At 66.1% G+C, this 24,662-nt stretch carries 24 protein-coding genes; 7 read left to right on the plus strand and 17 right to left on the minus strand.

All coding sequences use genetic code 11. The features are described from left to right. The first annotated feature begins 59 nt into the window (after positions 1-59). Complete coding sequence (locus tag NG698_RS14265) at positions 60-941, plus strand: 1,4-dihydroxy-2-naphthoate polyprenyltransferase (RefSeq protein WP_252599894.1); 882 nt, start codon at positions 60-62, stop codon at positions 939-941. Positions 942-973: 32 nt separating this feature from the next. On the opposite strand, the gene NG698_RS14270 is transcribed toward NG698_RS14265, so the two are convergent. Continuing rightward, complete coding sequence (locus NG698_RS14270; RefSeq protein WP_252599893.1) at positions 974-1,315, minus strand: DUF4229 domain-containing protein; 342 nt, start codon at positions 1,313-1,315, stop codon at positions 974-976. A 60-nt stretch (positions 1,316-1,375) separates the two neighbouring features. Here NG698_RS14270 and NG698_RS14275 point away from each other — a divergent pair, with 60 nt between their 5' ends. Both NG698_RS14275 and NG698_RS14280 read left to right on the plus strand, forming a co-directional pair. Next, the gene (locus NG698_RS14275) at positions 1,376-1,837 is read left to right on the plus strand and encodes a PLD nuclease N-terminal domain-containing protein (protein WP_252599892.1); all 462 of its coding nucleotides are present in this window, start codon (positions 1,376-1,378) and stop codon (positions 1,835-1,837) included. 7 nt (positions 1,838-1,844) lie between these two features. Next, positions 1,845-2,471, plus strand: coding sequence for a DUF6264 family protein (locus NG698_RS14280; RefSeq protein ID WP_252610615.1), 627 nt, complete (start codon positions 1,845-1,847; stop codon positions 2,469-2,471). A gap of 9 nt (positions 2,472-2,480) precedes the next feature. Here the strand turns inward: NG698_RS14280 and NG698_RS14285 are convergent, their stop codons facing one another. From NG698_RS14285 to NG698_RS14330, 10 genes are all read right to left on the minus strand, one after another. Next, on the minus strand, positions 2,481-3,974 hold the full coding sequence (locus NG698_RS14285) for a dynamin family protein (RefSeq protein ID WP_252610617.1): 1,494 nt from the start codon (positions 3,972-3,974) through the stop codon (positions 2,481-2,483). After that, entirely contained in the window at positions 3,971-5,932 is a 1,962-nt protein-coding gene (locus NG698_RS14290; protein WP_374209916.1) for a dynamin family protein, read from the minus strand. Before NG698_RS14290 ends, NG698_RS14285 begins: the two co-directional genes overlap by 4 nt. A 159-nt stretch (positions 5,933-6,091) precedes the next feature. Further along, entirely contained in the window at positions 6,092-7,177 is a 1,086-nt protein-coding gene (locus NG698_RS14295) for an IniB N-terminal domain-containing protein (RefSeq protein WP_252610621.1), read from the minus strand. 163 nt (positions 7,178-7,340) lie between these two features. Beyond that, the gene (locus NG698_RS14300; protein ID WP_252610623.1) at positions 7,341-9,395 is read right to left on the minus strand and encodes a LuxR C-terminal-related transcriptional regulator; all 2,055 of its coding nucleotides are present in this window, start codon (positions 9,393-9,395) and stop codon (positions 7,341-7,343) included. Positions 9,396-9,398: 3 nt separating this feature from the next. After that, positions 9,399-11,501 (minus strand): Hsp70 family protein, encoded by a 2,103-nt coding sequence (locus tag NG698_RS14305; protein ID WP_252610625.1) that lies wholly within the window; start codon positions 11,499-11,501, stop codon positions 9,399-9,401. Between the two features lie 156 nt (positions 11,502-11,657). Continuing rightward, positions 11,658-12,776, minus strand: coding sequence for a c-type cytochrome biogenesis protein CcsB (gene ccsB, locus NG698_RS14310; protein ID WP_252599885.1), 1,119 nt, complete (start codon positions 12,774-12,776; stop codon positions 11,658-11,660). Continuing rightward, positions 12,776-14,533, minus strand: coding sequence for a cytochrome c biogenesis protein ResB (gene resB / locus NG698_RS14315; RefSeq protein WP_252610627.1), 1,758 nt, complete (start codon positions 14,531-14,533; stop codon positions 12,776-12,778). The genes ccsB and resB overlap by 1 nt, the downstream gene beginning before the upstream one ends. Then, positions 14,533-15,288 carry a cytochrome c biogenesis CcdA family protein gene (locus NG698_RS14320; protein WP_058931385.1) on the minus strand — a complete coding sequence of 252 codons (756 nt, stop codon included), beginning with the start codon at positions 15,286-15,288 and terminating at the stop codon, positions 14,533-14,535. Before NG698_RS14320 ends, resB begins: the two co-directional genes overlap by 1 nt. Before the next feature lie 14 nt (positions 15,289-15,302). Then, positions 15,303-15,938 (minus strand): TlpA family protein disulfide reductase, encoded by a 636-nt coding sequence (locus NG698_RS14325; protein ID WP_252599883.1) that lies wholly within the window; start codon positions 15,936-15,938, stop codon positions 15,303-15,305. Between the two features lies 1 nt (position 15,939). Continuing rightward, positions 15,940-16,620: a histidine phosphatase family protein gene (locus NG698_RS14330; protein ID WP_252610629.1), complete on the minus strand. Its 681-nt coding sequence runs from the start codon at positions 16,618-16,620 to the stop codon at positions 15,940-15,942. Between the two features lie 202 nt (positions 16,621-16,822). On the opposite strand from NG698_RS14330, the gene NG698_RS14335 reads away from it, so the two are divergent. The 3 genes from NG698_RS14335 (at position 16,823) to NG698_RS14345 (ending at position 19,246) form a co-directional block, all read left to right on the plus strand. Beyond that, positions 16,823-17,371: a YceI family protein gene (locus tag NG698_RS14335; RefSeq protein ID WP_252599881.1), complete on the plus strand. Its 549-nt coding sequence runs from the start codon at positions 16,823-16,825 to the stop codon at positions 17,369-17,371. Between the two features lie 108 nt (positions 17,372-17,479). Next, positions 17,480-18,247: a hypothetical protein gene (locus tag NG698_RS14340; RefSeq protein WP_252610631.1), complete on the plus strand. Its 768-nt coding sequence runs from the start codon at positions 17,480-17,482 to the stop codon at positions 18,245-18,247. Between the two features lie 180 nt (positions 18,248-18,427). Beyond that, positions 18,428-19,246, plus strand: coding sequence for an MFS transporter (locus tag NG698_RS14345; protein ID WP_252599879.1), 819 nt, complete (start codon positions 18,428-18,430; stop codon positions 19,244-19,246). A 57-nt stretch (positions 19,247-19,303) separates the two neighbouring features. On the opposite strand, the gene NG698_RS14350 is transcribed toward NG698_RS14345, so the two are convergent. Both NG698_RS14350 and NG698_RS14355 read right to left on the minus strand, forming a co-directional pair. After that, a complete protein-coding gene (locus NG698_RS14350) occupies positions 19,304-20,029 on the minus strand; it encodes a redox-sensing transcriptional repressor Rex (RefSeq protein WP_374209912.1) in 726 nt (241 codons plus the stop codon). A gap of 69 nt (positions 20,030-20,098) precedes the next feature. Beyond that, positions 20,099-20,374, minus strand: a complete 276-nt coding sequence (locus tag NG698_RS14355) for a glutaredoxin family protein (RefSeq protein ID WP_252599877.1) — start codon at positions 20,372-20,374, stop codon at positions 20,099-20,101. Positions 20,375-20,524: 150 nt separating this feature from the next. On the opposite strand from NG698_RS14355, the gene NG698_RS14360 reads away from it, so the two are divergent. Then, positions 20,525-21,343: an HAD family hydrolase gene (locus NG698_RS14360; RefSeq protein ID WP_252610633.1), complete on the plus strand. Its 819-nt coding sequence runs from the start codon at positions 20,525-20,527 to the stop codon at positions 21,341-21,343. 253 nt (positions 21,344-21,596) lie between these two features. Here NG698_RS14360 and NG698_RS14365 read toward each other — a convergent pair whose 3' ends face one another. The 4 genes from NG698_RS14365 to NG698_RS14380 all read right to left on the minus strand — a co-directional run bounded on the left by NG698_RS14365 (position 21,597) and on the right by NG698_RS14380 (position 24,650). Further along, positions 21,597-21,695, minus strand: coding sequence for a 30S ribosomal protein bS22 (locus NG698_RS14365; protein WP_003792170.1), 99 nt, complete (start codon positions 21,693-21,695; stop codon positions 21,597-21,599). 156 nt (positions 21,696-21,851) lie between these two features. Next, a complete protein-coding gene (locus NG698_RS14370; protein ID WP_058931377.1) occupies positions 21,852-22,064 on the minus strand; it encodes a helix-turn-helix domain-containing protein in 213 nt (70 codons plus the stop codon). Positions 22,065-22,207: 143 nt separating this feature from the next. Beyond that, the gene (locus NG698_RS14375; RefSeq protein WP_252610635.1) at positions 22,208-23,314 is read right to left on the minus strand and encodes a 3-deoxy-7-phosphoheptulonate synthase; all 1,107 of its coding nucleotides are present in this window, start codon (positions 23,312-23,314) and stop codon (positions 22,208-22,210) included. A 334-nt stretch (positions 23,315-23,648) separates the two neighbouring features. Next, positions 23,649-24,650, minus strand: coding sequence for an acetylxylan esterase (locus tag NG698_RS14380; protein ID WP_252610637.1), 1,002 nt, complete (start codon positions 24,648-24,650; stop codon positions 23,649-23,651). Positions 24,651-24,662: the final 12 nt, after the last annotated feature.

Consider the following 24,662-nt stretch of genomic DNA (forward strand, 5'->3'; position numbering starts at 1 on the left):
CCGTTCGCGGCCGCCACCACCGTTTCACCGTTCTCCCGACCCAACACGAGGTACTGACCGTGGCCACAGCCGCACAATGGATCCAAGGCGCCCGCCTCCGCACTTTGCCGGCCGCCATCGCCCCGGTACTGATCGGCACCGCCGCGGCCTACGAGCTGGATTCGTTCCGCCCCGTTAATGCCGTGCTGGCCGCCCTGGTGGCGCTGCTGCTGCAGATCGGCGTGAACTACGCCAACGATTATTCCGACGGCGTCCGCGGCACCGACGAGGACCGCGTGGGACCCCTGCGGCTGGTGGGTTCCGGCGCCGCCCAGCCGGAACACGTCAAATATGCAGCGTTCGGCGCCTTCGCGGTGGCCATGCTGTTCGGCCTGGCGCTGGTGTTGATCACCCAGAGCTGGTGGCTGATCCTGGTGGGAGTCGGCTGCGTCATGGCCGCCTGGGGCTACACCGGCGGCAAGAACCCCTACGGCTACATGGGCCTGGGCGACGTCTTTGTGTTTGTCTTCTTCGGCCTGGTGGCAACACTCGGCACCACCTACACCCAGGCCGGCCAGGTCAACCTGCCGGCCGTTATCGGCGCGATCGGTACCGGTCTCATTGCCTGCGCCCTGCTGATGGCCAACAACGTCCGCGACATCCCCACCGACATCCAGGCCGGCAAAAAAACCCTGGCCGTGCGCCTGGGCGACAAGCACGCCCGCGAAAGCTACGTGCTGATGCTCGCCGTGGCCGTCCTGCTGGTGGTCATCCTGGCTCCCGGGCGGCCGTGGATGCTGATCGTGCTGCTGCTGATCCCGGCCTGCCTGATGCCCGCCTGGCTGATGATCAACGGCCGCAAGCGCAAAAGCCTCATTCCCGTGCTGCAGCAGACCGGCCTGATCAACCTCGGCTACAGCCTGCTGTTCTCACTGGGACTGGTGCTCAGCCACGGATTCTAGGCCGAATCCGGGCGGGGTCAAGGACTCGGGCTCTAGGACTCGGGTGCCTTCGGGGCCGGTGTTCCGGTTTCGGGGGCCTTCGGGCCGCTGTTCCGGATGGTGACATCCGGGTTGGCGTCCAAGAGGCTGTCCTCGGCTTCGGCGTCGGCCACCTCGCTTTCACTGCGCAGCGGCTTGGCGTTGCCGGAGAGCCGTCCGTGAATGGCGGCAGCGGCGGCGTCGCGCTGTTTCTGGAAGAAAAGGTAGCTGACCGCAAACGCGATCAGCGCTGCGCAGATGACTGACAGCACCGCCCCCAGCTTCAGGAACATAAAGAGCACAAAGAGCGGCGCAAACAGCGCCAGCCGGATCAGGGAGTATTTCAGAAAAGCCACGGTTCAAGTTTAGCCGCTCTGCCTGAACGCCCCCGGCCCGCGGACGATAGACTTAATGCCATGCTCTTCCGTGTGGTTCTCGCCGTCGCCATTCTCGTCATCTTTGTGTATGGCCTGGTGGACGTGATCCGCACTGATGGCCGCCTCACCCGCGGGATCTCCAAGCCGGCCTGGATCGTGGTGATGATTGTCCTTCCGGTGCTCGGCGCCATCCTGTGGCTGCTGATCGGCCGTCCGCGTGACTCAGCCCCGGTCCGCCAACCGCGCAGCCACCCCACCGCGCCGGATGATGATCCCGATTTCCTCCGCAACCTGGAAATGCGCCGCCGCAACCAGGCCGACGCTGCCCGCCTCAAGAAGCTCAAGGATGACCTTGAGGCGAACGCCAAGGCGGACGGCGGTCCCGCTCGCACCGGACAGGACAACGCCGGTACGCGGGGCAAGGATGGGATCGGCCACGACGAAGCCGGCGGTGCCAGCACGGGAGACGCGGACACCCACGATACCGGCGACGTAAAGTAGGCAAAACGTGGCCCAGCACCCCGACGGAGAATCCCAACAGCCAGTTGCACCCGCCGGGGCTGCCACGCCCCCTCTGCCGCCGCCGCGGCCCGGGCTGTCCTACGCCGCGCCGGCGCCCATCGTTGTCATTCCGCCGACACCGCGGAGCGTCCGCCTAGCGCGGACCTTCTGGCTGTTCAGCTTCGTGGCAGGCCTGGCCGTGCTCATCGGTTCCTTCCTCACCCTCGACTCACACCTGGAGCGGCTCCGCACCGTGGTGGACCAGATGTCCCCCGGCGGCGGACCTGACGCTGTAACCACATCCGCGGCCATTGTTTTCTGGGGTAGCCTGGGCGCCCTGCTGCTGGTGATCCTGCTCGAAGCGGCGGCGCTGGCAATTTTCTCAGCGCGCCGCGGCTGGTCCCGCTGGCTCATGATCCCGCTGCTGGCCGGGCAGGTAATGGTCATGGTGGTGGCCGCAGCTTTCCTCGTCCCCGAGGGCGACGCCGGCAGCTATGTTGTCCTGCTCTGGGGAGCCCAGTTGCTCCTTGCGTTCCTCGGCCTTGTGGCGGTTTTTGCGCCGTCGGCGGGCAGGTGGCTCAAGTCAGCGCGGATCCAGTCGGCGCAGGTCAGGCCGGCGCGGACGCGGCAATAAGGGCTGACCTCAGGCGGACTGCGGGTGCAGCTGCAGGGCGGAGCATTCAGCCACGACGCCCTCACAGCTGCGCATCACCACGCGGCAGGCCTCCACGGCTGAGCGCTCCGTCAGCGGGTTTTCCGATACCGTCCGCCACCGGTTCAGGCAGCGGCGGGCTTCGGCCAGGACTTCGTCCGGTCCGGCATCCGGAGCCAGCCCCAGCCTCAGGGCGGACGCCGCTCCCCAGCCGCCGACCAGCCTTTCGGCTTCCGCCGCCAACTCATCGCTGAGGGATACACCGGTGGTACGGATCGTGGCGAGCAAGCGGAGCTCACGGAACTCATGGGCGTTGGCCTGAAGGCGTTCCAAGGCTGCGGCCAGGCGGCCGGCCCCCTCCCTGGGCGCGCTGCGCAGCAAGCTTTCCACTCCCACCAAGGCAGTACGGGCTTTGAGGGCATCCCCGCGGGCCTGGAACTGCCGGGCCACAAGGTGCAGCAACGGGTCCAGCCCGCTGCGCCGGGCCAGTTCATGCGCCAGTGGCGTGGGTTCAGTGAAGCCACTCCGAATCAGCACTACGCCCAGCCGTATCCCAAACAGCCCGAACCGCTCAAGGAGGGAGGCGCGGGCTTCGGCGCCCAGGCTTTGCGGGACAGAGGCCCTGATGAACCTGTCCGCCGAGAGCAGCATCCGTTCCCGGGCCGACCGCTCCATGCCGGCCAGGACCTGCATGGACTCGAAGTCCGACTGGCGCATGCTGCGTGCGCTTTGCGCCAGCAGCCCGGCCACCGGGACCACCCCCAACGCCAGCTTCCGCAGGCTGTGGTCCCGGCGGTACCGGTCAGCGATGTCACCCGCGGAGAGCAGCGAATCAATGCGGCCCGCACCGATCTCGTCGGCACGGGACAGCACGGCAAGGGCGTTCACGGTTCCCGACCTACCCGTCTCGGTATCCCTGAAGGATTCGAGGAACCGCAGGTCCGAGGCGTGCATGTGGCGCATGAGGTAAATGATGGCATCAGCCTCGGAGGGCGCGTCCACGGGGATGAGGAAATCGGTGGACCGGGCAGAGACGTCTTCGGACAACGAGGCAATTCCCGGGGTGTCTATCAGGGTGAGCTCGCGCAGGGCCGGCGAGGGCCACTCCACCACCAGCCGTTCCATGTCCTCGGCGCGGGCGTTGCCCAGGACAAACACCAGGCGGCCGTCCACGCGCTTCAGCGGCAGGATATGCGGTTCACCGGCAATTGGGTAGGCCGTGATCCGCGGCGTGTGCCCGTAACGGTACCAGGTCACAATCCTTGTGCATTCCCCGGTGTCGGTCGGGGCGATCTCCTCCCCGATGATGGCGTTCAGCAGCGTGGATTTTCCCGCCTTGACCATGCCTGCCACAGCGATCCTGAGGGGTTCGGACAGCCGCCTGGCATAAGTCTCCAATGCCGCAGCCGCAGCGGGGTCGTCCGCATACACGAGCAGGGCGTCCTGGATCAGGTCCGCCACTCCCGCGCTGATGGACTCCTTCATCTGCCCGCCGCACCCACCGGCGCCGTGCCCACCGGCTGGCCGCCCGCCGTCGGACTTCCCGGCGCCGGGTTTCCCGACGCCGTGCCGCGCCCGGCCGGAGACTGCTCCGCCGGAGACTGCGCGGCCTGCGGCCCCGGGGATTGGGCCACTTCGGCGGCCACCAGGCCGGCGGCATGGTGCAGGGCGTCCACCTTCTTGAGCTCGGCCTTGATCTCGCGGATGCGGATGTCCTTTTCCAGCGTGTAGGTGGTGGCTGCCTTCTGGGCCGCCGCCACCGAATCCGCCAGGGAGCGATGGTGTTCGTCCGCGATTTCCGTGAAGTGGTCCCGGGTGGAGCGCTGCACCAGCCGGAGCCGGTCCTTGAGCTGCTTGCCCACCTGGAACGTGACATCGTCCAGCTGCCGGCGGACCAGCGCCTTGGCTTCGGCCTGCCGGCGCTTCAGCCGTGCTTCCTTGTCCTCGCGGTACGCCTTGCGGCCCAGCAGCAGGCCCGCGCCCACTGACAGGGGATTGATCAGGGCCATGCCGAAAATCCCGGTCAGGAGCCCGAACATCAGCACGCCGCCGTAGGACCCGCGCATGCCGATCAGGACCTTCTGCAGGGGGTTGATGTGCCCGTCGTCGAGCCTTGGCATGTTGTCCACCGGGTCCAACGCGTCGTCGGTGTCCGAGATGTGAAGCACCGGCAGGGCCACTTCGTCCTCTGAAAAATGCTCCGCCACCTGTGCGGCCAGCCACTGCGCGCGTTCGCTGGTCCACACAAACGTGTCCGAGATCGCGGCGGCGGCGCACTCCTCGAGCCACGCGGAAAACTGGGTCCAGGTGGGGCCGGGATCGCCCTGGTCAATAGCGGCCTCGGCTTCGCGCTGGATGCGCCGCAGGCGGTCCCGGAGGTCGTACTCCATGTCCGCGATCAGGTCGCCGATGCCGTCGTTGAGCGTAATCTGCCACCGGGCGGAACGTTTGCGCAGCTCATCGGCCTGAGACTTCGCCTCCTCCAGCCCTGCAATCATCCGCGGCGTCCCGTCAGGATCCTCAAGCGCTCCCAGCTCGGACCGCAAGGACAGGCGCAGGTTCTCAGTCACGGAGAGCAGGTCCTGGCTGACGGAGCGCCGTTGCAGCCGCTCCGCCTTGCCCACAATTTCATTCCGGAGGTGGCCGATCAGCACGGGGAAACCCGACTCGGCGTTGAGTTCGCTGTCCTGAAGGCGTGCAGCCTCCAGCCGGAGATCCGAGGAAACCGCGAACAGCGGGATGTCCGGCGCCACCTGCGCGAGCTGGGCACGGTCCATGGCCTCCACACGCCGCCAGTCCGGATACAGGTCCGTTTTGGACAGGATGCCTGCAACGCTCGGGGTGATCCGCATGGCCTGGCGCAGGAACCGCATTTCGGGCTCGGTGTATTCCTGCGAGGCGTCTGAAACCAGCAGCATGGCGTCCGCTGTGGGCAAGGCTGTGAGGGTGGTCAATGTGTGCGAGGAGCCCAGTCCCCCCACACCCGGGGAATCGATGACCGTCAGCCCGCCGGCCAGGACCTTGCGGGGCAGGAAAACTTCGGCCGCTACCAGCTTCTTGACGTTTCCGGGGTTGCCCCGCTCGGAAACGTAAGCCGCCAGGTCCGCTATGTTGATGGGCTGCCGCTCCAGTGCGGCGTCGTCGCCGGGCTCTGTGCCGGCTTTGGGCAGCAGGATGGCAGCGGACGCGGGTTCCCCGTGGCGGACCACGGTGGGCACCGAGGTGGCGATGTCGTCGTCGACAGGGCACACCGGGGCGTTCACCAGGGCGTTGATAAGTTTGCTTTTTCCTTGCTTGAATTCCCCCACCATGATCACGCGGATACTCGGATCCTTCAGCCGGCGCAGGGTCTGGTCCAGGCGTTTCCGCAGGTCCGCGCGGTCCCCTATCCCCACCAGCTCGATGCCCTGCTCCACCAGCAACGCCAGCTGGCCGGCGTTCATCGGCACCGGCGCACGTCCAGGACCTCCCGGTCGTTGCGATTCAGCCATGATCTGTCCTTTGCAGCAGGAGTGCGGGTGGGGCGGGGGATAATCCGCGAAGAGCCCGGCAGGAGGTCGATGGCCTCCTGCCGGGCGCTCCCGGTACTCGGAATTTGATGATCAGAGGCTGATCTCCGAATCTTCGACCGCGACGTCGGTGTCCACAGCCACGTCAGTGTTCGTCGAGTTGTCCTCGGTGGAGTTGTCCTGGAAAGAATCCTCAACCACAACCTCAACCGGGTTGAAGGAATCAACCACTTCCACCTCGGTGGTCTCCGCCTGCGAGTTGTCGTTGAAGGATTCCTCAACCGCAACCTCGGTGGTGGAGTTGTCTTCGATGGAGTTGTCTTCGATGGAGTTGTCCGAGTTGTCGTTGACTACGATCGAGTTGTCCTCGGTGGAGTTATCGGAGTTGTCCTGGAAGGAATCCTCAATCTTCACCGAGTTATCCACGGAGTTATCCGAGTTATCCGAGTTATCGGAATTATCGGAGTTGTCCGAGTTGTCGGAGTTGTCGTTGAACGAATCAGCGACATCCAGGTCAACGTCGGTGTTGAACGAATCGGCCACATCCAGATCGCGGTTGCCGATGTTGACGTCGCCGCCGGCGGTGATCGAGTTGTCCGTGGAATTGTCCGTGGTGTTGTCCGTGTTGTAGGAGTCGGTGGTGTTGTAGGAGTCCCGGACGTTGTTGTCGTCGCCCGCGGCCAGGGCCTGATCGCCGGATGCGATGACAGCCTCGTTGTCGAACCACTGGTTCACGTCGCCGTCGGCCCAGATGTTCTGGTTGACCGACTGGTCCGTGATCGTGTCCCGGTCATCCACCGTTGAGGTGTAGGAGTAGTTGTTCACCACGTGATGCAGCTGCTGGACAGCGTGGGCGTGATCGTCATGGTGGTCGTGCCCCGGGGTGTGGCCTGAACCGCCGCCTGCAGGAGGCGGGGTGTGGCCGGCGCCGCCGATGCCTCCCGTCCATGAGGTGTTCCCGCCGGTGTTGTACTCCCGGTCGAAGGAAGAAGCGTTGACAGTGATGGGTGCGTAGTCCAGGACAACCGGCATAGCGGCGTCAACATCGGCGGAGCAGACTTCGCGCAGGCCGGCACCCTCGAGTGAACGCTCCGGATCGTTCAGGAACTCCTGGGCAGCGGCGGGGTTGTTGAACAGGCCCATCAGGAACTGGACGAGCTGGTTTGCGAGTGTAGGCATTGGATGGTCCTCAAATCTTCTCGGAGTTGTGGATCGCCAGGCCTCGGTGCCGGGCTTAAATCAAAGCTAAGGTCCTTCGTGGGGGCCGGGCATCGGTTGTGTCCCCGTACCCGGATGCCCCGCATTAGGGGTTTGCCTGTTTCGTGGCTAGGGGCAGCAGGGCTCAGTCCGGGCCCTGATGATCTGCACTTAGCGCCAGCCTCAGGCGCACCAGCAGATCGGAGCGGTTTTCAGCCCCAAGCCTCCGCCGCATCCTGGCAATGTGATGTTCAGCGGTCCTGGGGGAAATGTAGATGGCTTCGCCGATTTCCCGGTACGTCTTCCCTTCCAGGACCAACCGCGCCACTTCCTTTTCGCGTTCGCTGAGCCCCGAGGCGTCAGGATGCGCGCCATGGTTGTTCTCGGCGGCGCTGCGGCGTACTTCCGGTGACAGCCCGTCGGGTGGCCCGGTGGTTCTGCCCTGCGGGTGGAGGTCCCTGGCGCAGGCAAGGAGCCGCATCATGTCCCTGCGCTCGTCTGCCTGCGCGGCAGCATGTCCTGCCAGCCGGGCCCCTTCCCACGGCATGCCCACCACTTTCAGTCCCCGGGCGGCGTTCTCCACATCCGTCGCCTGGAACCGGCCGGCCAGGACGCTGACCCAGGCCTTGCCTGCGGCGGCGAACACAGCGGCCATGTGACTGTAGTCCGCGGCCCGTACCAGCGCTGCCGCGTGCGGGGCAAGGTCGGCCGGGCTCTTGTTCAGCAGGGCAGCCTGGACCGCCGCCCAGTGAAGCGGAACGGCCCACAGGGGTGGCTCCCCCAGCTTGGTCAGCAGAGCCCACGCTTCATCCAGATAATCCGCGACGCGCCGTGTCTCCCGCAACCGGGCGGCAGCAATCATCAGTTCGCCCCACGGCAGAAGGCTGTAAAGGTCGACGGCGGAGTGCAGCATCGCTTCGCGGGCGCGCTCCCAGGCCATCACGAGGTCATGAACGTCGCCGCTGCGCCGCGCAAGGCCCACTTCCAGGGCCGCGCACAGGAACTCGTCCCTGGGAACCAGCGGCCAGTGGTTGGCTTTGGAGGCTTCGTTGATGGCCAGCCGTGCTTCGCCAGCATCGTCCTGCTGCATGGCCGACCACGCCTGCAAGAGGTGGAGCCGTGGCTTGGCGGCGTCACCGCCCTGCCTCGCGGCGACGGCGGAGCGGATGATGGTGTCCGCTACGTGGGATTCACCGCTGTGGAGGGCCAGTAACGCGGCCAACGCTCCAGGGGTGTCCGGAAGGGGCAGCGCCGAACCGGACGCGTTGAGCATGTCCGAAGCATGGATCAGCAGGGGAAGGCCCTTGTGTGGATCCCGCTCCATCGACTCCATCACGCCCTTGCCCGTTTGCGAAAGCGCCACCGCCAGTAAGGTGGGCGACACCGGTGCCGACCCGGCGGAAAAGGCCTCTTCCGCGCCCGCCCGGTCGCCGCTGCCGATCATGACCACCGCGGCAAGCGGGGCGGACCGGCCCATGTTCGCCGGACCAAGCCAGGCATAGAGGTCGGCACTGCGGACCAGCAGCCCGCGCTGTGCCCAGACGGAAGCAGCAACATCCACGCCAAGCCTGACATCCGGCGGATCAGAGCTCACCAGGAGCCCGTCAATAATCCGGCCCGCGGCGTCGAGGTCGCCCGTTGCGGCTGCGGCCTGGGCGCGGCGGGCAGCGATGCGCAGTTCGTCCGCCCCTGCCAGCAGCGCTTCGCTGTACAGCTGGGCGGCCAGACCGGGGTTCTGAGGCAGTGCTTTGTCCGCTGCGGCTTCGAGTTCGGCGGCGACCCTCGGGTCCGACAGTCCGCCCCTCGCCAGCTCGCGGGCAAGGTCGCCGAAGGGCCGGCCCTCGGCCGAAACAAAACCGACGAGTTCCCGCTGCAATGCATGCACACGGGCTGTGGGCGTGCCGTTCAGGAGTGCGTGTTGCACCGGGCCGACGACGGTCCCGTCGGTAAGCAGCAGGCCCGAGGCCTCGGCGCGGTTTACCACGGCGTCCAGGCCCGGACTGTCAGGGCTTTCCAGCTTGTGCGCCAGCTCACCGGGCAGCGGACCGGGCAAGGTGAACCCCACGGACAGCGCCAGCAGGAGTTCACGGACTGCCGCATTCTCGCCCCGCAACTGCTGTGCCATGTCAGCGGCTCCGGCGGGAGCCGAGGTCCCTGCCTCGTGCAGTTCCCGTTCGGGCTGCGTATGATCGGCGGCCATGCCTCAGACCGCCGGTTCGGTGGTTGGGACAGGATCCGTGGTGGGGGACGGTTCCGCGAACGGGTCGGGCATCGGCGCAGAGGCCGTTGTCGGATCGAGCTCCGGCGCAGGTGCCGACGACGGCTCGGGAGCCGGTCCGGTGGTCGGATCGGGAGCCGGGTCAGTGGTCGGATCGGGAGCCGGGTCAGTGGTCGGATCCGGCGCAGGGTCGGTGGTCGGATCAGTGGTCGGATCCTGTGCAGGGTCGGTGGTCGGATCCGGAGCCGGATCGGTCGTCGGATCCGGGGCCGGGTCAGTGGTCGGATCAGGTACAGGATCGACGGGCAATGGGACCAGGTCCGGCGACAGGTCCGTCGTCGGGTTGGTCACCGGACCCGGGGTGGAGCCTCCGGAACCCTGTACAGGCTCACCAGAAGTGCCCGTCCCGGCAATGGCCCCGCCGGGGACTGGTTGGCCTGCTTCGGTAGGTGGCCTGCTGGTAGACGAGGCAGCAATGTCCAGTCCCGTGGAACTGGCCGGCGCGCTGCTGTCCTGCAGCTGGGCGCTGGCTTCAATCCCCTGCACGGGGAGCTGCGCCGCGCCTGCTCCTGCACCTGCCGCGCCTGCTCCTGCCGCGGGGCCACCGGAGCCAGGTCCGCCGGTTCCGTCAGGAGGAGCAGCGCTTGGGGTGTCCTTCGCCGCATCTGCCGGCGGGGCGAGCATCGCCGAAAGGCTGCCGAGTCCGTCCGGGCTCTGGGCTGCAGTCGCCGTGAGCCCGGTGAAGAGCGCCACTACCGCTGCTACCGCAGTCAGCCGCACGGTCGAACGTGGCCCGTGCGCGCCGCCCTTGCGCCCGCCCGCATGGGTGCCGGCGGCATGGGTGCCGGCGGCATGGGCGCCGGCGGCGAGTGCTGCAGCACCGGCGTCGGCATGCCGGGACCAGCTGGCTCGTCGGCCGGCAGCTCCATGATGCCCGTCAGCCTGCGTGAGCACGACGGCGTCAGCCAGCTGTGCGGTCATGGCAGCGGGCTGCGCGGCCCCCTCTGGCTGAGCGCGAAGGGCGGCAACCGCCGCGCCGAGGCAGATGGATGACTTCGGATCGGCGTCCACGGCGATCGGCCGGTCCAGCTGCTCCGAAATCAGCTGTGCCACCAGGGGAATGCGCGATGAGCCGCCGATGAGAAGCACCGCGGACAGGTCGTCCGGGGTGAGCCCCAGGTCCTGCAGGGAACGCTCCAGGGCGTCCACTGTTTCCCGGATGGGCTCGCTGATCATCGCCTCGAAGTCGGACCGGACCAGCCGCACCTGCTGCTGGAATCCCGGCAGCAGCACCGAAATGCTCGCCTCGCTGTCCGCGGACAACGCCTCCTTGGCTTCCACACACTCCCGCCGCAGGCGCGACAGGGCCGCCAGCGCAACGGGCGCCGACGGGTCAAGATTGGCCAGGCCCTGCCCGGCGTGATCGGCAACGTACCGCAGGACGGCTGCGTCGAAGTCGGCGCCGCCCAGTCCCTCGATCCCTTCGGGCCGGCCCAGCAGTTCAAAGTGGCCGGCGTCCGTTTTCTTCAGGACGGCGGTGTCAAAGGTCCCGCCACCGAGGTCGTAGACGGCGATGGTACTGCCAGCCTCCACCCGCACCTGGGCGGCGTAGTGCAGCGCCGCCGCTTCCGGTTCGCTGATCAGCGTGACCTTGGTCAGGTCTTTTGAGGCCAGGGCAGCGAGGATGAGCTGCGTTCGGTGCGCACCCCACGAGGCAGGGTGGGAAAGGATAATGTCCGACGGCGGCGCTCCCTCGCGTTCTTCAGCCCGGTCTGCGACCCATCGGGCCATAGTGGCGAAGACGTCCTCAGCAGGGAGGGAAAGCGTGCCGACGGCAATGGGGACGTCGTCTCCGACCCGCCTTTTGAACTCCCGCACCACGCGCTCCGGGGAGTCAAGGCCGCGGCGCTCGGCCGCCTCCCCCACCAGGATGGGGCCTTCCTCGGGGTAGTAAACCACCGAAGGCACAGCCGTTCCGCGGAGCCCCAGCGGCAGGCTCTCCGGGACAAGTGAAGCGTCGTGATTAATTCGAACTATGGCGGCGGCGGTGAAACTGGTCCCGACGTCAAGGGCGAGAACATAGTTCATGGGCACCTCGGCAAAAAACGCAGCTAGCTGTCTGCGAGCTTCATCACTGACAACTCCCACCAAGGTAGCATCACCGTCTGCGGGGCAACACCCTTATTCATACATCGATTGGCGTATCAGTCGACCGTTGCCAAGGACAGCCGGAGAAACCCCAGTTCAGAGGCCCGAATAGGAGTGCAGACCGTTAAAGAACTGGTTGACGATGGTGAAATTGAAGACCACGCAGAGGTAGCCGACGATCGACAGCCACGCGGCGCGGGTGCCGGTCCAGCCACGTGTGGCGCGGGCGTGCAGGTAGCCCGCGTAGACCACCCAGATCACGAAGGTCCAGACTTCCTTGGTGTCCCAGCCCCAGAACCGGCCCCAGGCTTTTTCAGCCCAGATGGCACCGAACATGAGGGTGAAGGTCCAGCCGATGAAGGCGATGGCGTTGATGCGGTAGGACAGGTTTTCCAGGCTCAGTGCCGAGGGAACCAGTCGCATAAAACCAAGTTTGTCAGCACCACCGGCAGCCACCGTCTTTTGCCGGTGGGACTGCACCAGTTGCAGGGCGGACATGGCGAACGTGAGGGTGAAGAGTGCGGAGGAGAGCACCGCGATGGAGACGTGGATGATCAGCCAGTAGCTCTGCAGCGCAGGGACCAGGTGGCCCACGGGGGTCCAGTAAGCAACCGAGGCGGCCACCAGCATGATGATGGCCAGGCCCACCACAAACGTGCCCAGGAACCGCAGGTCGCGGCGGATCAGCACCAGCAGGAAAACGGCCACGGCCACAAAGGCGCCGGTGGTCAGGAACTCGTACATGTTGCCCCACGGCACCCGGCCTGCACCCACGGCACGCGTGATGACGCCGGCGGCATGGATCAGCACGCCGAGAACGGTGAGGGCAACGGCGACCCGCGCCGGAACGCGGCGTTCCGCCGCGTAGCGCATATCGGCGTCGGCCGTCTGCCCTGCCCCGGAAGCGTCGCCGCCCCGCTTGGCCACGGACGACGACGGCCGCTCGGCCCGGCCCACGGGTCCGGCCAGGTGCGAGTCCACCCTGTTGGTTGCCACAGTGTCGGCTACCGCGGCTGAGCCAGCAGAAGTGCCGGCCATCGCGGGCACCTTGGTTCCGGCAGCCTCGGCCGCCTTCAGGTCAATGGCGCGCAGCGCCCTGCTGCTCTTCGCGAGGTCCCAGGCGAAGGCGATGAAGGCCACGGTGTACGTGCCGGCGGCGAGCAGCATAAACAGCTCGCTGTACTGGCCCATGGTTTCGTTGATGGCGAACGGCATTACTGGTCCTTTTTCGGCCCGGTGGGGCCCGCTGGGGTGGTGAGCGAGTCTGCGCCATTATCGCCCTGGCGGCTGGGAGTTTGCTGGGTGACGCTGGAGTCGGAATCGTCAGCAGATTCGCCGGAATCAGAATCCGCAAGCTGCCACTCTTCGGACAGCAGCTTCCTGACGGCAACCGCTTCCGCGGCGAGCCGGTGGTCCTCACCGCGGGCAAGCAGGCCATACTCCACCATGGTGCGGCCGTCCTCGTGGGTCCCGGTCCGCACCCAGACGCGGCGCCGGTTCACGTAGAGCGAGACGATCAGGCCGCCCACGGCCAGCAGCGCGAAAATGAGGGCGTAGAGCTGGCCCGGGTTGTGGTGGATGTCCACGCCCACGTAGCGCTTCACGCTGTCAAAGCTGATGCTGCCTTTGCCGTCCGGCAGGGTGTAGGTGCTGCCCGGAGCCAGGGTAATGCCGCCGGCGTCCAGGTTGCGGGCGTTCAGCGGCGTGAGGTCACTGACGTCCAGTTCAAAGACGTTCTGCGGCGAGCCAGCGTCCAGGCCAAGGTCCCCGAAGTACGAGTTCAGGGTCAGCTGCGGGTTGAAAAGGTCCGGATCGCCGCTGAAGGACACCCCCTCCTCGGTGATAAACGCCGTGGGCAGGAAGAACCCCACAAAGCCCAGCTGTTCGGGCCGTGCGTCGGGGACCTTGATCACCAGGGACGAGTAGTAGTTGTCACCCTGGAGCTTGGCCACCACGGGACCCTGCATGGCCACGTTGCCGGCGCCGTCACGGATGGTCACCACGGGCGCGTAGCCGTTGCCGGTGAGGTAGATGCTGGTGCCGCCCAGGGTCACGGGATCGTTGACCTTCAGGACTTCCTGCTTGGCGGGCGAGTCCGGGGTTTCCCGCGTGGTGACTTCGGCGTTGAAGTCGATGGGCTGGCCGATTTTTCCTGGTGATTCGCGGTCAAACAAGACGTCGAATTTGTCCAGCTGGATGGAATACGGCTGCAGCTGGCTGGACTGGAAGTTGGCGCCGGGGGTGAACTGGTCGTAGCCCACCAGCGTGTTCACGAAGGTGTCGCCCTCCACCAGGATGCGCTGGCCGCTGTAGCCGAACAGGCCGCCCACGGCGACCGAAACCAGCACGCCGATCAGCGACGTGTGGAACACGAGGTTCCCCACTTCCTTGGCGAAGCCGCGCTCGGCGCCCAAAGACGGCCGCGCGCCGTCGTCGTCCCTCACGTCAACGCGGTAGCCGCGCTTCTTCAGCACCCCGGCGGCACTGCGGATGGCGTCCGACGCCGGGAGGCCGGCGTCGGCGGGAACCACCAGGGTGCCGTACTCGGGGAGGCGGGAGAGACGTTTGGGGGTCCGCGGCGGCTGGGAGCGCATGGCCTTGTAGTGGGCGATGGCGCGCGGGACCACGCAGCCGATCAGCGAGATGAACAGCAGGATGTAGATGGCCGAGAACCAGGCCGACGAGTAGACGTCGTAGAGCTGCAGGGTGTCCAGCAGCTTCCCGTAGTCCGGGTTGTCCTTGATGTACTGCGTCACGATGGACGGGTTGGCCGGGCGCTGCGGGAACAGCGAACCGGGCACCGCGGCGATGGCCAGGAGCAGCAGCAGGAACAGCGCCGTGCGCATGCTGGTCAGCTGGGTCCAGGCCCAGCGCAGCATCTCCACCGGCCCCAGGACTGGCAGCGCCGCCTCAGTTTTGGCGGCGGCAACGGGTGCCGGGGACTTTTTGTTTTCTTTCACGCGCTCGCTCATCAGATCGGCAACTTCACATCGGTTTGGAACCAGTACTGCAATTCGGTGACCCAGGTGCCCCAGACGCCGCTGGCCATCAGCAGGCCCAGCACCACCAGGATCCCGCCGCCGATCCGCTGGATGGCCAGGCGGTGCGTGCGGAAGAAGGACATCACGCCCATGCCGCGTCGCACCGCCAGGGCGATCAGCAGGAAGGGGATGCCCAGGCCCAGGCTGTAGACAAATGCCAGGAGGGCACCTTTGGCGGCGGAGGAACCGCCGGACAGGCTCAGGAGCTGGACGGCGGAGTAGGTGGGGCCGATGCACGGGGCCCATCCCAGGCCGAACGTGAGGCCCAGCAACGGCGCGCCCCACAGGCCGGCCGGCGGCTTGGCATGGATCTTCGCATCACGCTGCAGCCAGCCGAAACCGCCCATAAACACCACACCCATGAGGATGACCAGGAGCCCCAGGAGCTGTGTGATCCAGGCATTCTGCGAGCCGGTGATCAGGGTGCCGAGCTGGCCGAACGCGCCGCCCAGAAGCACGAAAATCACCGAGAACCCCAGCACAAAAAGCCCGATGCCCGCCAGCATCCGGCCGCGCTTCTGCTTCTCCAGGTCCACGCCGCTCAGGCCCGTGACGTAGCCTAGGTAGCCGGGCACCAGGGGCAGCACGCACGGCGACAGGAAGGACACCAGGCCGGCGAGCAGCGCCACCGGGATGGCAAGCAGGAGCGAGCCGTTCAGGATGGTTTCGGCGAAGGGGCTGTTCACGGTCCGGGCCGCCGCTACTCTGCCACGGCGGCGGTGATGAGGGCTTTGAGGGTGCCCTTCTGGATTTCGCCCAGCACGCGCGAGGCCACGCGGCCCTGCTTGTCCAGGACCAGCGTGGTGGGGACTGCCCCCGGCGGGACCAGGCCGGAAACGGCCAGGAGCACGCCGCCGTTCTTGTCGTCGAAGCTGGGGTAGGTCAGGTTGAAGGTCTTGTCGAAGGCCTCTGCGGTGCCTTTTTCATCGCGGAGGTTGACGCCGAAGAACTGCACGCCCTGGTCCTTGAAGTCCTTGTGCAGCTCTTCCAGGATGGGTGCTTCAACGCGGCAGGGTGCGCAGGCGGCGAACCAGAAGTTCAGGACCGTCACCTTGCCCTGGAAGTCCGCGGGGGCTATCTGGGTGCCGTTGAACAGCGTGCCGTTAATGGCGACGGCGGCCTTGCGGTCCGCCGCGGTGAACTCGGTCACCGAGCCGTCCCCGGCCACGTAGTTCTTGTTGTCGCCGGCTTTGGCCTGCTTGGCGAGGGCGTCTTCCTGCGCACAGGCGGACAGGCCCAGGGTCAGGGCGGTCAGGGCGGCCCCGCCGGCCGCGAGAACGGCACGGCGGGACGCTGTGCCTGAAATTGCGCGGGACGTTGCGCGAGGGCCAGTCATGTCAGGCTCCGGGGGTGCTGGCGGCACCGGGAAGAAGTACGGCAGCGGGCTCACTGTACTCAACGCGCAGGAGCGAGCCGTCGTCGTCGAACACCAGGGAGGTGATGGACGTCAGCGTGCACTCGCGTTTGCGCGGGTCATGCCACAGCGGCCTGCCTTCGGCACTGAGGCGGGTGGCCCAGATGGGGAGCTGGTGGCTGACCATGATGGCTTCCGGGCCATCGGTTCCGTAGTCCCCGGCGGCCAGTTCGATGGCCCGGAGCCGGACGTCCTCAACAGCTGACATGACGCGCGCGGCCTGTGCCTTGTACGGTTCGCCCCAGGACGGCCGGAACGGGTTGACCAGGTGGGGCCAGTGCTTGGGCTTCCGGAGCTCGGCCTTGGTGACCTTCATGCCCTGGAAGTAGTTTTCCGCTTCAATGATGCGGCTGTCCGTGTGGAGTTCCAGACCAAGCGCCTCCGCCGTGGGGGCCGCTGTTTCCTGCGCCCTGACCAGCGGCGACGCCGCGAGATAGACGATCCTTGCCCCGCGCGCGGCACGTTCGGCGAAGTGGGCGGCGAGCATCTGCGCCATTTCGCGGCCCAGCTCGGAGAGGTGGAATTCGGGCAGCCTGCCGTACAGAACGCGGTCAGGATTGTGGACCTCGCCGTGGCGGAGCAGATGGACAGTGGATTGGGGCATGTTTACCAGTTTCTCAAAGATGGCGTGCTATCCGAAATCTTCTACATCCAGTAGAACTCAAACTTTTGGAAAAATGTTCCGGAACGGGGAACAAAACATGCAAATGCATGTTTATACTGGATGCAGCGGATAGTTGAGGATTCAACAGATGAAGCGTCAAGCTATCCGGACGTACCACCCGACAAACCCAAGGAGAAACACCATGACTCTTCCCGCAGACGTCACCACCGGCACCTGGACCCTCGACAACTCGCACAGCGAGATCGCCTTCACCGTCCGGCACGCAGGCATCAGCAAGGTCCGCGGCCAGTTCAAGGATGCCGTGGCAACCCTGGACCTCGCCGACAACGTGGCCGATTCCAAAATCAGCGCCACCATCCAGACCGCCAGCTTCGACTCCGGCGATGTCAACCGCGACGGCCACGTCCGCGGCGAAGACTTCTTCGACGTCGAGGCCTTCCCGGAAATCTCCTTCGTCTCCAACAGCCTCGTGGCCAAGGGCAACAGCTACGAGCTGACCGGGGACCTCACCATCAAGGGCGTCACCCGCCCCGTTGCCCTTGAGACCGAGTTCAACGGCGTGGCCGTGGACCCGTTCGGCATGACCCGCGCCGGCGTCTCCGCCGAAACCACCATCAGCCGCAAGGACTTCGGCCTGACCTGGAACGCCGTGCTGGAAGCCGGCGGCGTGCTGGTCAGCGACAAGGTTGCCGTCAACCTGGAGCTCGCGTTCATCGCACCCGCAGCATAGTTTTCTTCCTGAAGCACCCCGGCCGCCATGTTTCCCCGGAATCTGGCGGCCGGGGTGCTTTGTTTTATCCCCTAGATACCGGCGGATCCGCGGTCTACAGTGTGACCCATGAGCAACAGTGAAGTACCGCAGCCCCAGCAGCCCCAGCAGCCCGACGCCGAGCAACCCGGCGCCCAGCCGCCCGTCACTCAGCCGCCCGTCACTCAGCCGCCTGCCACTCAGCCGCCTGCCGGCCACGTTCCTCCTGCCCGGAACGTTCCTCCGGCCGGCTACCAGCCGCCACCCGCCTACCCGCAGCCGGGCCAGGCTTATCCCGCGCCGGGCCAGGCCTACCCGCAGCCCGGCCAGCCATACAACCAGCCGGGCCAGCCGGGCGGCTTCCGTTTTGAGATGCCAACCGACGGCCCCCGCAACTTCAACGACGTTATGCCCAAGGCCGGGTTCTCCGGCATGTTCAGCGTGACCGGGCTGCCCACCGAGCTCAAGGTCTCGTACTGGATCTGGCTCATCGGCGGCATGCTGGGAGTCCTTGGCGGCCTGTTCGGCGTGTTGGGTTCGCTGGCGTTGTTCGTCGTGGCACCCGGGCTGGCCGTTGTGGTCCTCCTGCTCGTCCTGGTGGCACTGGCCCTGGCGGCGGCCCAGATTGTCCTGGTCCTGAAGATGAAGGAGGGCAAGGAATGGGCAAGACTTGCGCTGACCATCGTGGCCGGCGTTTCGCTGGTGCTCGCCGTGCTTGGCGGCAGCGTGGGCGGCGGCGGCATGGGCCAAGGCATCGGCAACAACTGGCTGGGCTTCCTCATCAGCGCCGCGGCAACGGTGCTCATGTGGCTGCCGAACTCGCAGGCCTGGTTCAACGCCGCCAAGGGCCGCGCGTAGACCGGATCCAGTAGAAACACAGTCTTGCGCGACCCCCGCTGAGTTCTGTGGGAATACCTCTCCGGAATGATCCCCCGCGGCACCCGCCGGGGGTACGGTGGGAAGTAAGCCGTACTGGGGGCAGGCCAGTTGGACTGCACCCAGCAGCCGAACTGACATCCGACCTGCAAAGGACCGCTCATGAGCACGCCTGTCCCGCCTCCCGTTCCGAACGAGCCCGAGCCCGGCAACCAGCCGCCAGCGCCCCGATACGGCGAGAACAGCCCGCAGTTCGGGCAGCCCACACCGCCGGCGCCCCAGTACGGGCAAAACGCACCGCAGTATGGCCAGCAGACTCCCCCGGCACCCCAGTACGGGCAAAACGGACCGCAGTACGGGCAAAACGCCCCGCAGTATGGCCAGAACAACCCGCCGCAGTTCGGCCAGCCCACGCCTCCGCCTTATGGTCAACAGCCGTACGGGCAGTCCCCTTACACGCAGTACCCGTCCGAGCAGCCGCAGGCCACGGGATCCAACGGGGTTCCCCAGCTGGTCAACATCTCGTTCTGGCTGCTGATTGGCGCGGGTGTTGTGTATGTCATCAGCCTGCTGATGGGCATTGGCATGCTCGATGACCCGGCGATGCGCCGCGCCTTCGAAGACGCCATGCGCAGCGGTGGCGCTACCGGCACGGAGTTTGCCTTTGACGATTTCAAGGGTGTCCTCGCCGGGTCGCTCGTGGTCTTCGCCATCATCGGCGCTGGGCTGTACGCGCTGGTGGCGTTCTTCGTCCGTAAGGGCAAGAACTGGGCCCGCATCCTCGGTACCGTTTTCGCGGCACTGTCCATTTTCGGCCTCTTCGGACCACCGAGCCTTGGAACCGTGGGGACGCTGGCCGGGATCGCAGCGATCGTGCTGCTCTACCTGCCGGCCGCGGCACCTTACTTCCGCAAGCAGCAGCCGTTCGCTAACCCGTACGGCGCCCCGGGCACCACGCCTGGCAACCCCTACGGGCAGTAGTACCAACGAGTCGCATCCACACCCTAACGGACGTGGGCCCCATCAGCCGCCGACGAACTAGGCGGTCTGGTCCGGGGTCTGCGCCCGTTGTGCGTGATAGGCGAGGATCTGCAGTTCGGTGGCCATATCCACCTTGCGGAGGTTGACGCCCTCGGGGACTTGCAGCATAACGGGGGCGAAGCTCAGGATGCTGCGGACGCCGGCCGCCACCACGCGGTCGCACACGGCCTGCGCCACGTGGGCCGGAAGTGCCAGGACCACCATGTTGGCGCCCGTCCGCTGCAACACGGCCTCCATGTCCGCAGCGTCGCTGACGCGCAGCCAGCCGACTTCATTGCCCACCACCATCTGGTCGGCGTCGAAAATTGCCACGACGTCAAACCCGCGGGACTCGAAGCCGCCGTAACGGGCCAGGGCCTTGCCGAGGTTACCCGCGCCAACAATGGCGACCTTCCAGTCGTGGGTCAGCCCTAGGGCTGCGGAGATGTGACGGCTCAGGTACTGCACTTCGTAGCCCACTCCGCGCGTGCCGTAGGAACCCACATAGGAAAGGTCCTTGCGAAGGGTTGACGAGCTCACTCCTGACGCTTCCGCCAGCGATTCCGAAGATACCCGTTCGACGCCGTCGGACAGCAGCGTGTTAAGGGCGCGCAGGTAGATGGTCAGCCGGGCCACCGCTGCGGGCGGTATTTGTTTGGTGGACTCGGCACCGTGGACGGGCTGTGTACTGTGGCCAGCCTCTGTACCTTGGACAGCATGGGGAGATGGATCCAGTGAAGTCACTATCCCCTCCATCCCATCGCGTCGTGACTCCACTCTAGAGCCCCGCCGCTGGTGCCAACAAAGCCGGTGTCATTCTGCGAGGCCGCTTTCCGATTGGGCCATGGCGCGTTTGAGGACGCGCTCCAGCCGGGCTTCGTCGATCTTCCAGAAATCGCGTTGGATTCCATCCACCAGGACTACGGGGATTTCCTCCGCGTACCGCTCACGCAGTTCCGGCAGCTCGTCCACCTGCTGTTCCGTCCACCCGAGTCCCAGCGAGGCAGTAACGCGTCCGACGGCGTCGCGCGCTCCTGCACACAGGTGACAGTCTGCTTTGGTGATGAGGACTACCTCGGGTTTTGCCATGCCTTAACCGTATCGCCCTTCAGGGCAGAGAGCTGGGCAGAGGACAGCGGCCGACGGCGGGGCGTACGGCGACGCGGGTATCCGGGCGAGCGCTGGCACTCGCGCTGGCACTGAAATCTTGGTCACCGAGTATTGACTAGACTCGTGGACATGCCCGAGGAGAAGTACGTCGCTGTGGTGACCCAGCCGGATGCGTTGATGCAGACCGGCGAAGCCGCCTTCTTCGACGTCGATAACACCCTCATGAAAGGCGCCAGCCTCTTCCATGTTGCCCGCAAGATGCACCAACGCGGCGCCTTCACCCTGACGCAGGCTGCGGGGTTCGCATGGAAGCAGTTCAAATTTGTGGCGCGCGGCGAGAACATGGACGATGTCCACGCTGTCCGCGACTCCGCCCTCACCCTCGCCGAGGGCATCACCGTGGAAGACGTCAAGGCCCTGGGCGAAGAGGTCTACGACGAAATGATCGCGTCCAGGATCTGGCCCGGCGCCAAGGCACTGGCGCAGCAGCACCTGCGCGTGGGCCGGCGGGTCTGGCTGGTTACCGCAACCCCCATCGAGGTTGCCGCGGTCATTTCCACCAGGCTCGGCCTGACCGGAGCCTTGGGCACCGTGGGCGAGGTTGCCGACGGCATGTACACCGGCCGGCTGGTGGGCGACATCCTGCACGGTTCCGCCAAGGCAGTGGCAGTGCAGGCCCTGGCCCACGCCGAAGGCCTGGACCTCAAGCGGTGCTGGGCCTACAGCGACTCATATAATGACATCCCGCTGCTGACCCTCGTGGGGCACCCGGTAGCCATCAACCCTGATGCCAGGCTCCGCCGCCACGCTCGGGACAACAACTGGCCGGTCTACGACTTCCGTGCGGGCCGCCGCGCCGCCACCCTGGGGCTCAAGGCAGCAACGGCCGGCGGCGCCGTCTACGGGCTCTGGCGCGGATACTCCCGGATGCGCGGCCCCCGGGCATAAGCTGCCGCCACAGCGGTCGCCGTCGATGTTTCGCGTAGGAGCGCATCGCCGTCGATCGCGGGACAGAGGTCGCCCAGCGACCGCCGGACCGCCTATCGGCGGAAGTGAAAGCCCGCGGGTCCCGGCCCGAGCTTGCGAGGGTTGGGAAAGGCTGAACGCTAAGCGACGGTGAAACGTCGATGGCGACCTCGCGGAGACAAAAAATGCCCGCTGCCGGATAGGCAACGGGCATTTCACGCTTGTCGAAGTATCTCTACTTCTTATTGCGGCGCTGGTGACGGGTCTTACGAAGCAACTTGCGGTGCTTCTTCTTGGCCATACGCTTGCGACGCTTCTTAATAACTGAACCCACGAAAGTTCCTCACAAACTAGATGCAGTACCTGTCTGATGGAAATGGTCCGTGGACAGAGCTACAGACTGAAACAACTGACAGATTCTTACAATGACGTAAAACGTTCCTTAACAGGGTACCGCTTCTTGGCGATGCCCACTGACCGCAGGTAATGCTCAGGCGGTTTCGGAGTGCCCGTCCACCACAGCACCCTTGAGGTACTGCTCGACGGCGCTCTCCGGCACCCGGTACGACCGGCCGAAACGCACGGCGGGCATTTCGCCGGAGTGGACCAGCCGATAGACGGTCATTTTGGAGACGCGCATGACCTCGGCCACTTCGGCCACGGTCAGGAACTTCGCGTTCGAGAAGTTCTGTTCTGCGGACATTTCCCTATTCCTTTGCTGATGGATGACGACAGTACCCCAGCTTTGATTCATATTTCGGTGTGCCGATGCTGAGCCATCCACCAACCATGTGTTAGATACTCTAGAGGTTCATGGGGCTGTAGTGAAAGTCATCCGGGCAATCATTAAGCGGTCCGGCGCTTCCGGGCGGACGCCGCGAGCTGATCGAGGACCGAAACGGAGACGTCCCAATCCATGCACGCGTCCGTGACACTCTGCCCGTAGACCAGTTCCGCCCGGCCCGCCGCATGCTCGGTGACATCCAGGTTCTGGGCTCCGCCCACCAGGAAGCTCTCCAGCATGACACCCGCGATGGCCTGTGCCGCCTCGCCGCCGTCCTCCAGCTGTGCGCCGATTTCCAGCGCCACTTCCGCCTGCCGGTGGTGGCTCTTGCCGCTGTTGGCGTGGCTGGCGTCCACGATCAGCCGGGGGTTGAGCCCCTTGCCGGCGAGCTTGGCGGAGGCGCTTTCGACGTCGGCCGCTGAGTAATTGGGGCCCTTCCGTCCACCTCGGAGGATGACGTGGGTGTCCGGGTTCCCGGCAGTGGCCACCAGCGCGGCCCGGCCATCGCCGTCGATCCCCAGGAATGCTTGGGCGGCAGCGGCGGCGCCGCACGCGTCGAGCGCAACCTGGAGGTCGCCGTCGGTCCCGTTCTTGAAGCCGATGGGCATGGAGAGACCGGAGGCAAGCTGGCGGTGGATCTGGCTCTCGGTGGTGCGCGCCCCGATGGCTCCCCACGAGATGAGGTCCGCCATGTACTGGGGGCTGATGGGTTCCAGGAATTCGGTGGCGGTGGGCAGTCCCAGCGCGGTGACCTGCTGCAGGAATTCCCTGGCGGTCCGGAGCCCGGTGACCATGTCATGGCTGCCGTCCAGGCGAGGATCGTTGATCAGGCCCTTCCAGCCCACCGTCGTGCGGGGCTTTTCGAAGTAGGTGCGCATCACGATCAGGAGGTCGCCACGGTGCTTCTCGGCCTGGCTGACCAGGCGGCGGGCGTATTCCAGTCCAGCCTTGGGATCGTGGATGGAGCACGGGCCCACGATGACCAGCAGCCTGTCATCCACGCCGTCCATGATGGCCCGGACTTCGTCGCGGCCACGCTCGACGACGTCTGTCACCCGGGCATCCAGGGGCAGCTCGGCGATGAGCTCCTGGGGCGTGGGCAGCGGCGTGAATTCGCTGACGCGCAGATTGGACGTGGATTTTGAGGGAGTGGCTGTCGCGGTGCTCATGTTCGGGTCCTGTTCCAGATAGGAAGCGGGCCCAGATCAGAACCCGCCGGAGAAATGGCGAAGGGCAGAGAATGATCTCTGCCCTGTTGGCTCTGAAGGAAGATGGATGCGTGTCAGTTAGACGCGGGCTCCTCCAGAGCCAACGAAAAATACGCATACCAACGGTTTGTCATAGGCAAACCATAACCGCGGGCTGCGACAGCCGCAAAATCACGGCCGTCACACATGGAAATCCGGGCTTAAGTCAGTCGCTCGTCCCCCAACTGAGTAGCGCTATCTGTCGTTTTGAGCGTCCAAAACGACAGATGGCGCTACCTACTTGGTCACTTGGGTGTCAGGCCAGGAGCTCGCGGAGGTACTGCAGCTGCCTGATCCAGTGGTGCTCCTGGCCGCCCTCGTGGTTGTTGAACCGGTAGACCGCGATGTCCTTTTGTGCCGCGGAGCCGCTGCCGTAGGCGTTGAAGCTGGCGAACACGGTGGATGGCGGGCAGACATCGTCCATCTGCGCCACCGAGTACAGGGCAGGTGCGGTGGCCGCCCGGGCGAGGTTGACGCCGTCGAAATTGTTCAGGACCGCGAGCATCGGCTCGTACCGGTCCCGGTGCCTGCCCAGGAACGCCGCGATTTCCGGATAGGGGCCGCGGGCAGCGATGTCGATCGACCGGGGGAAGTCCTGCAGGAAGGGGACGTCGGGCAGCGCGGCGATGACGCCGTCGAGCCTTCCCGCCACCAGCCCCGCAACCGCCACCACAATGCCGCCACCCTGGCTGATTCCGGCCAGGACCACGCGCGAAGGATCCACCTCGGGGTGGGACTGCGCCGCTTCCACCGCACGGAACGCGTCCACGTACACGCGGCGGTAGTAGTAGTCCTCGCGGCTGCCGGCGCCCCTGGTCATCAGCCCCGCGTAGGCCACCTCGCCCGCGGACGGGTGGGGATCCGCCGTCTCGCCGAGGATCCCGCCATAGCCCTGGCCGCGCGTGTCCATGATGAACTGCGCATAGCCGGCCTGCGCCCATTTGGTGTCCTGGTTGACGAGGCCGCGGCCGCCCGAGTAACCGATGTACTGGACAACGACGGGCAGCCGGCTTCCGGCGCGCCGGTTCGCCGGGAGGTGCAGCCAGCCCCTGATCGGTGCGCCGCCGTAGCCGGCGAACGTCACGTCGAAGGTGTCGATGACCGACAGGTGGTTCTCGACCGGCCCGAACATTGCGTTGAGCGGGAACGTCCGGGCCTCGTCGAGCGTGGCGTCCCAAAAGTCCTGCAGATCGGCGGGCGGCGTGACCCTCGAGGTGTAGCCGCGGAGCTGGTCAAGGGGAAGGTCGAATAGGGGCATGCTGCTGTCCGG

This window comes from Pseudarthrobacter raffinosi (assembly GCF_023913735.1).
Classification (GTDB): Bacteria; Actinomycetota; Actinomycetes; order Actinomycetales; family Micrococcaceae; genus Arthrobacter; species Arthrobacter raffinosi.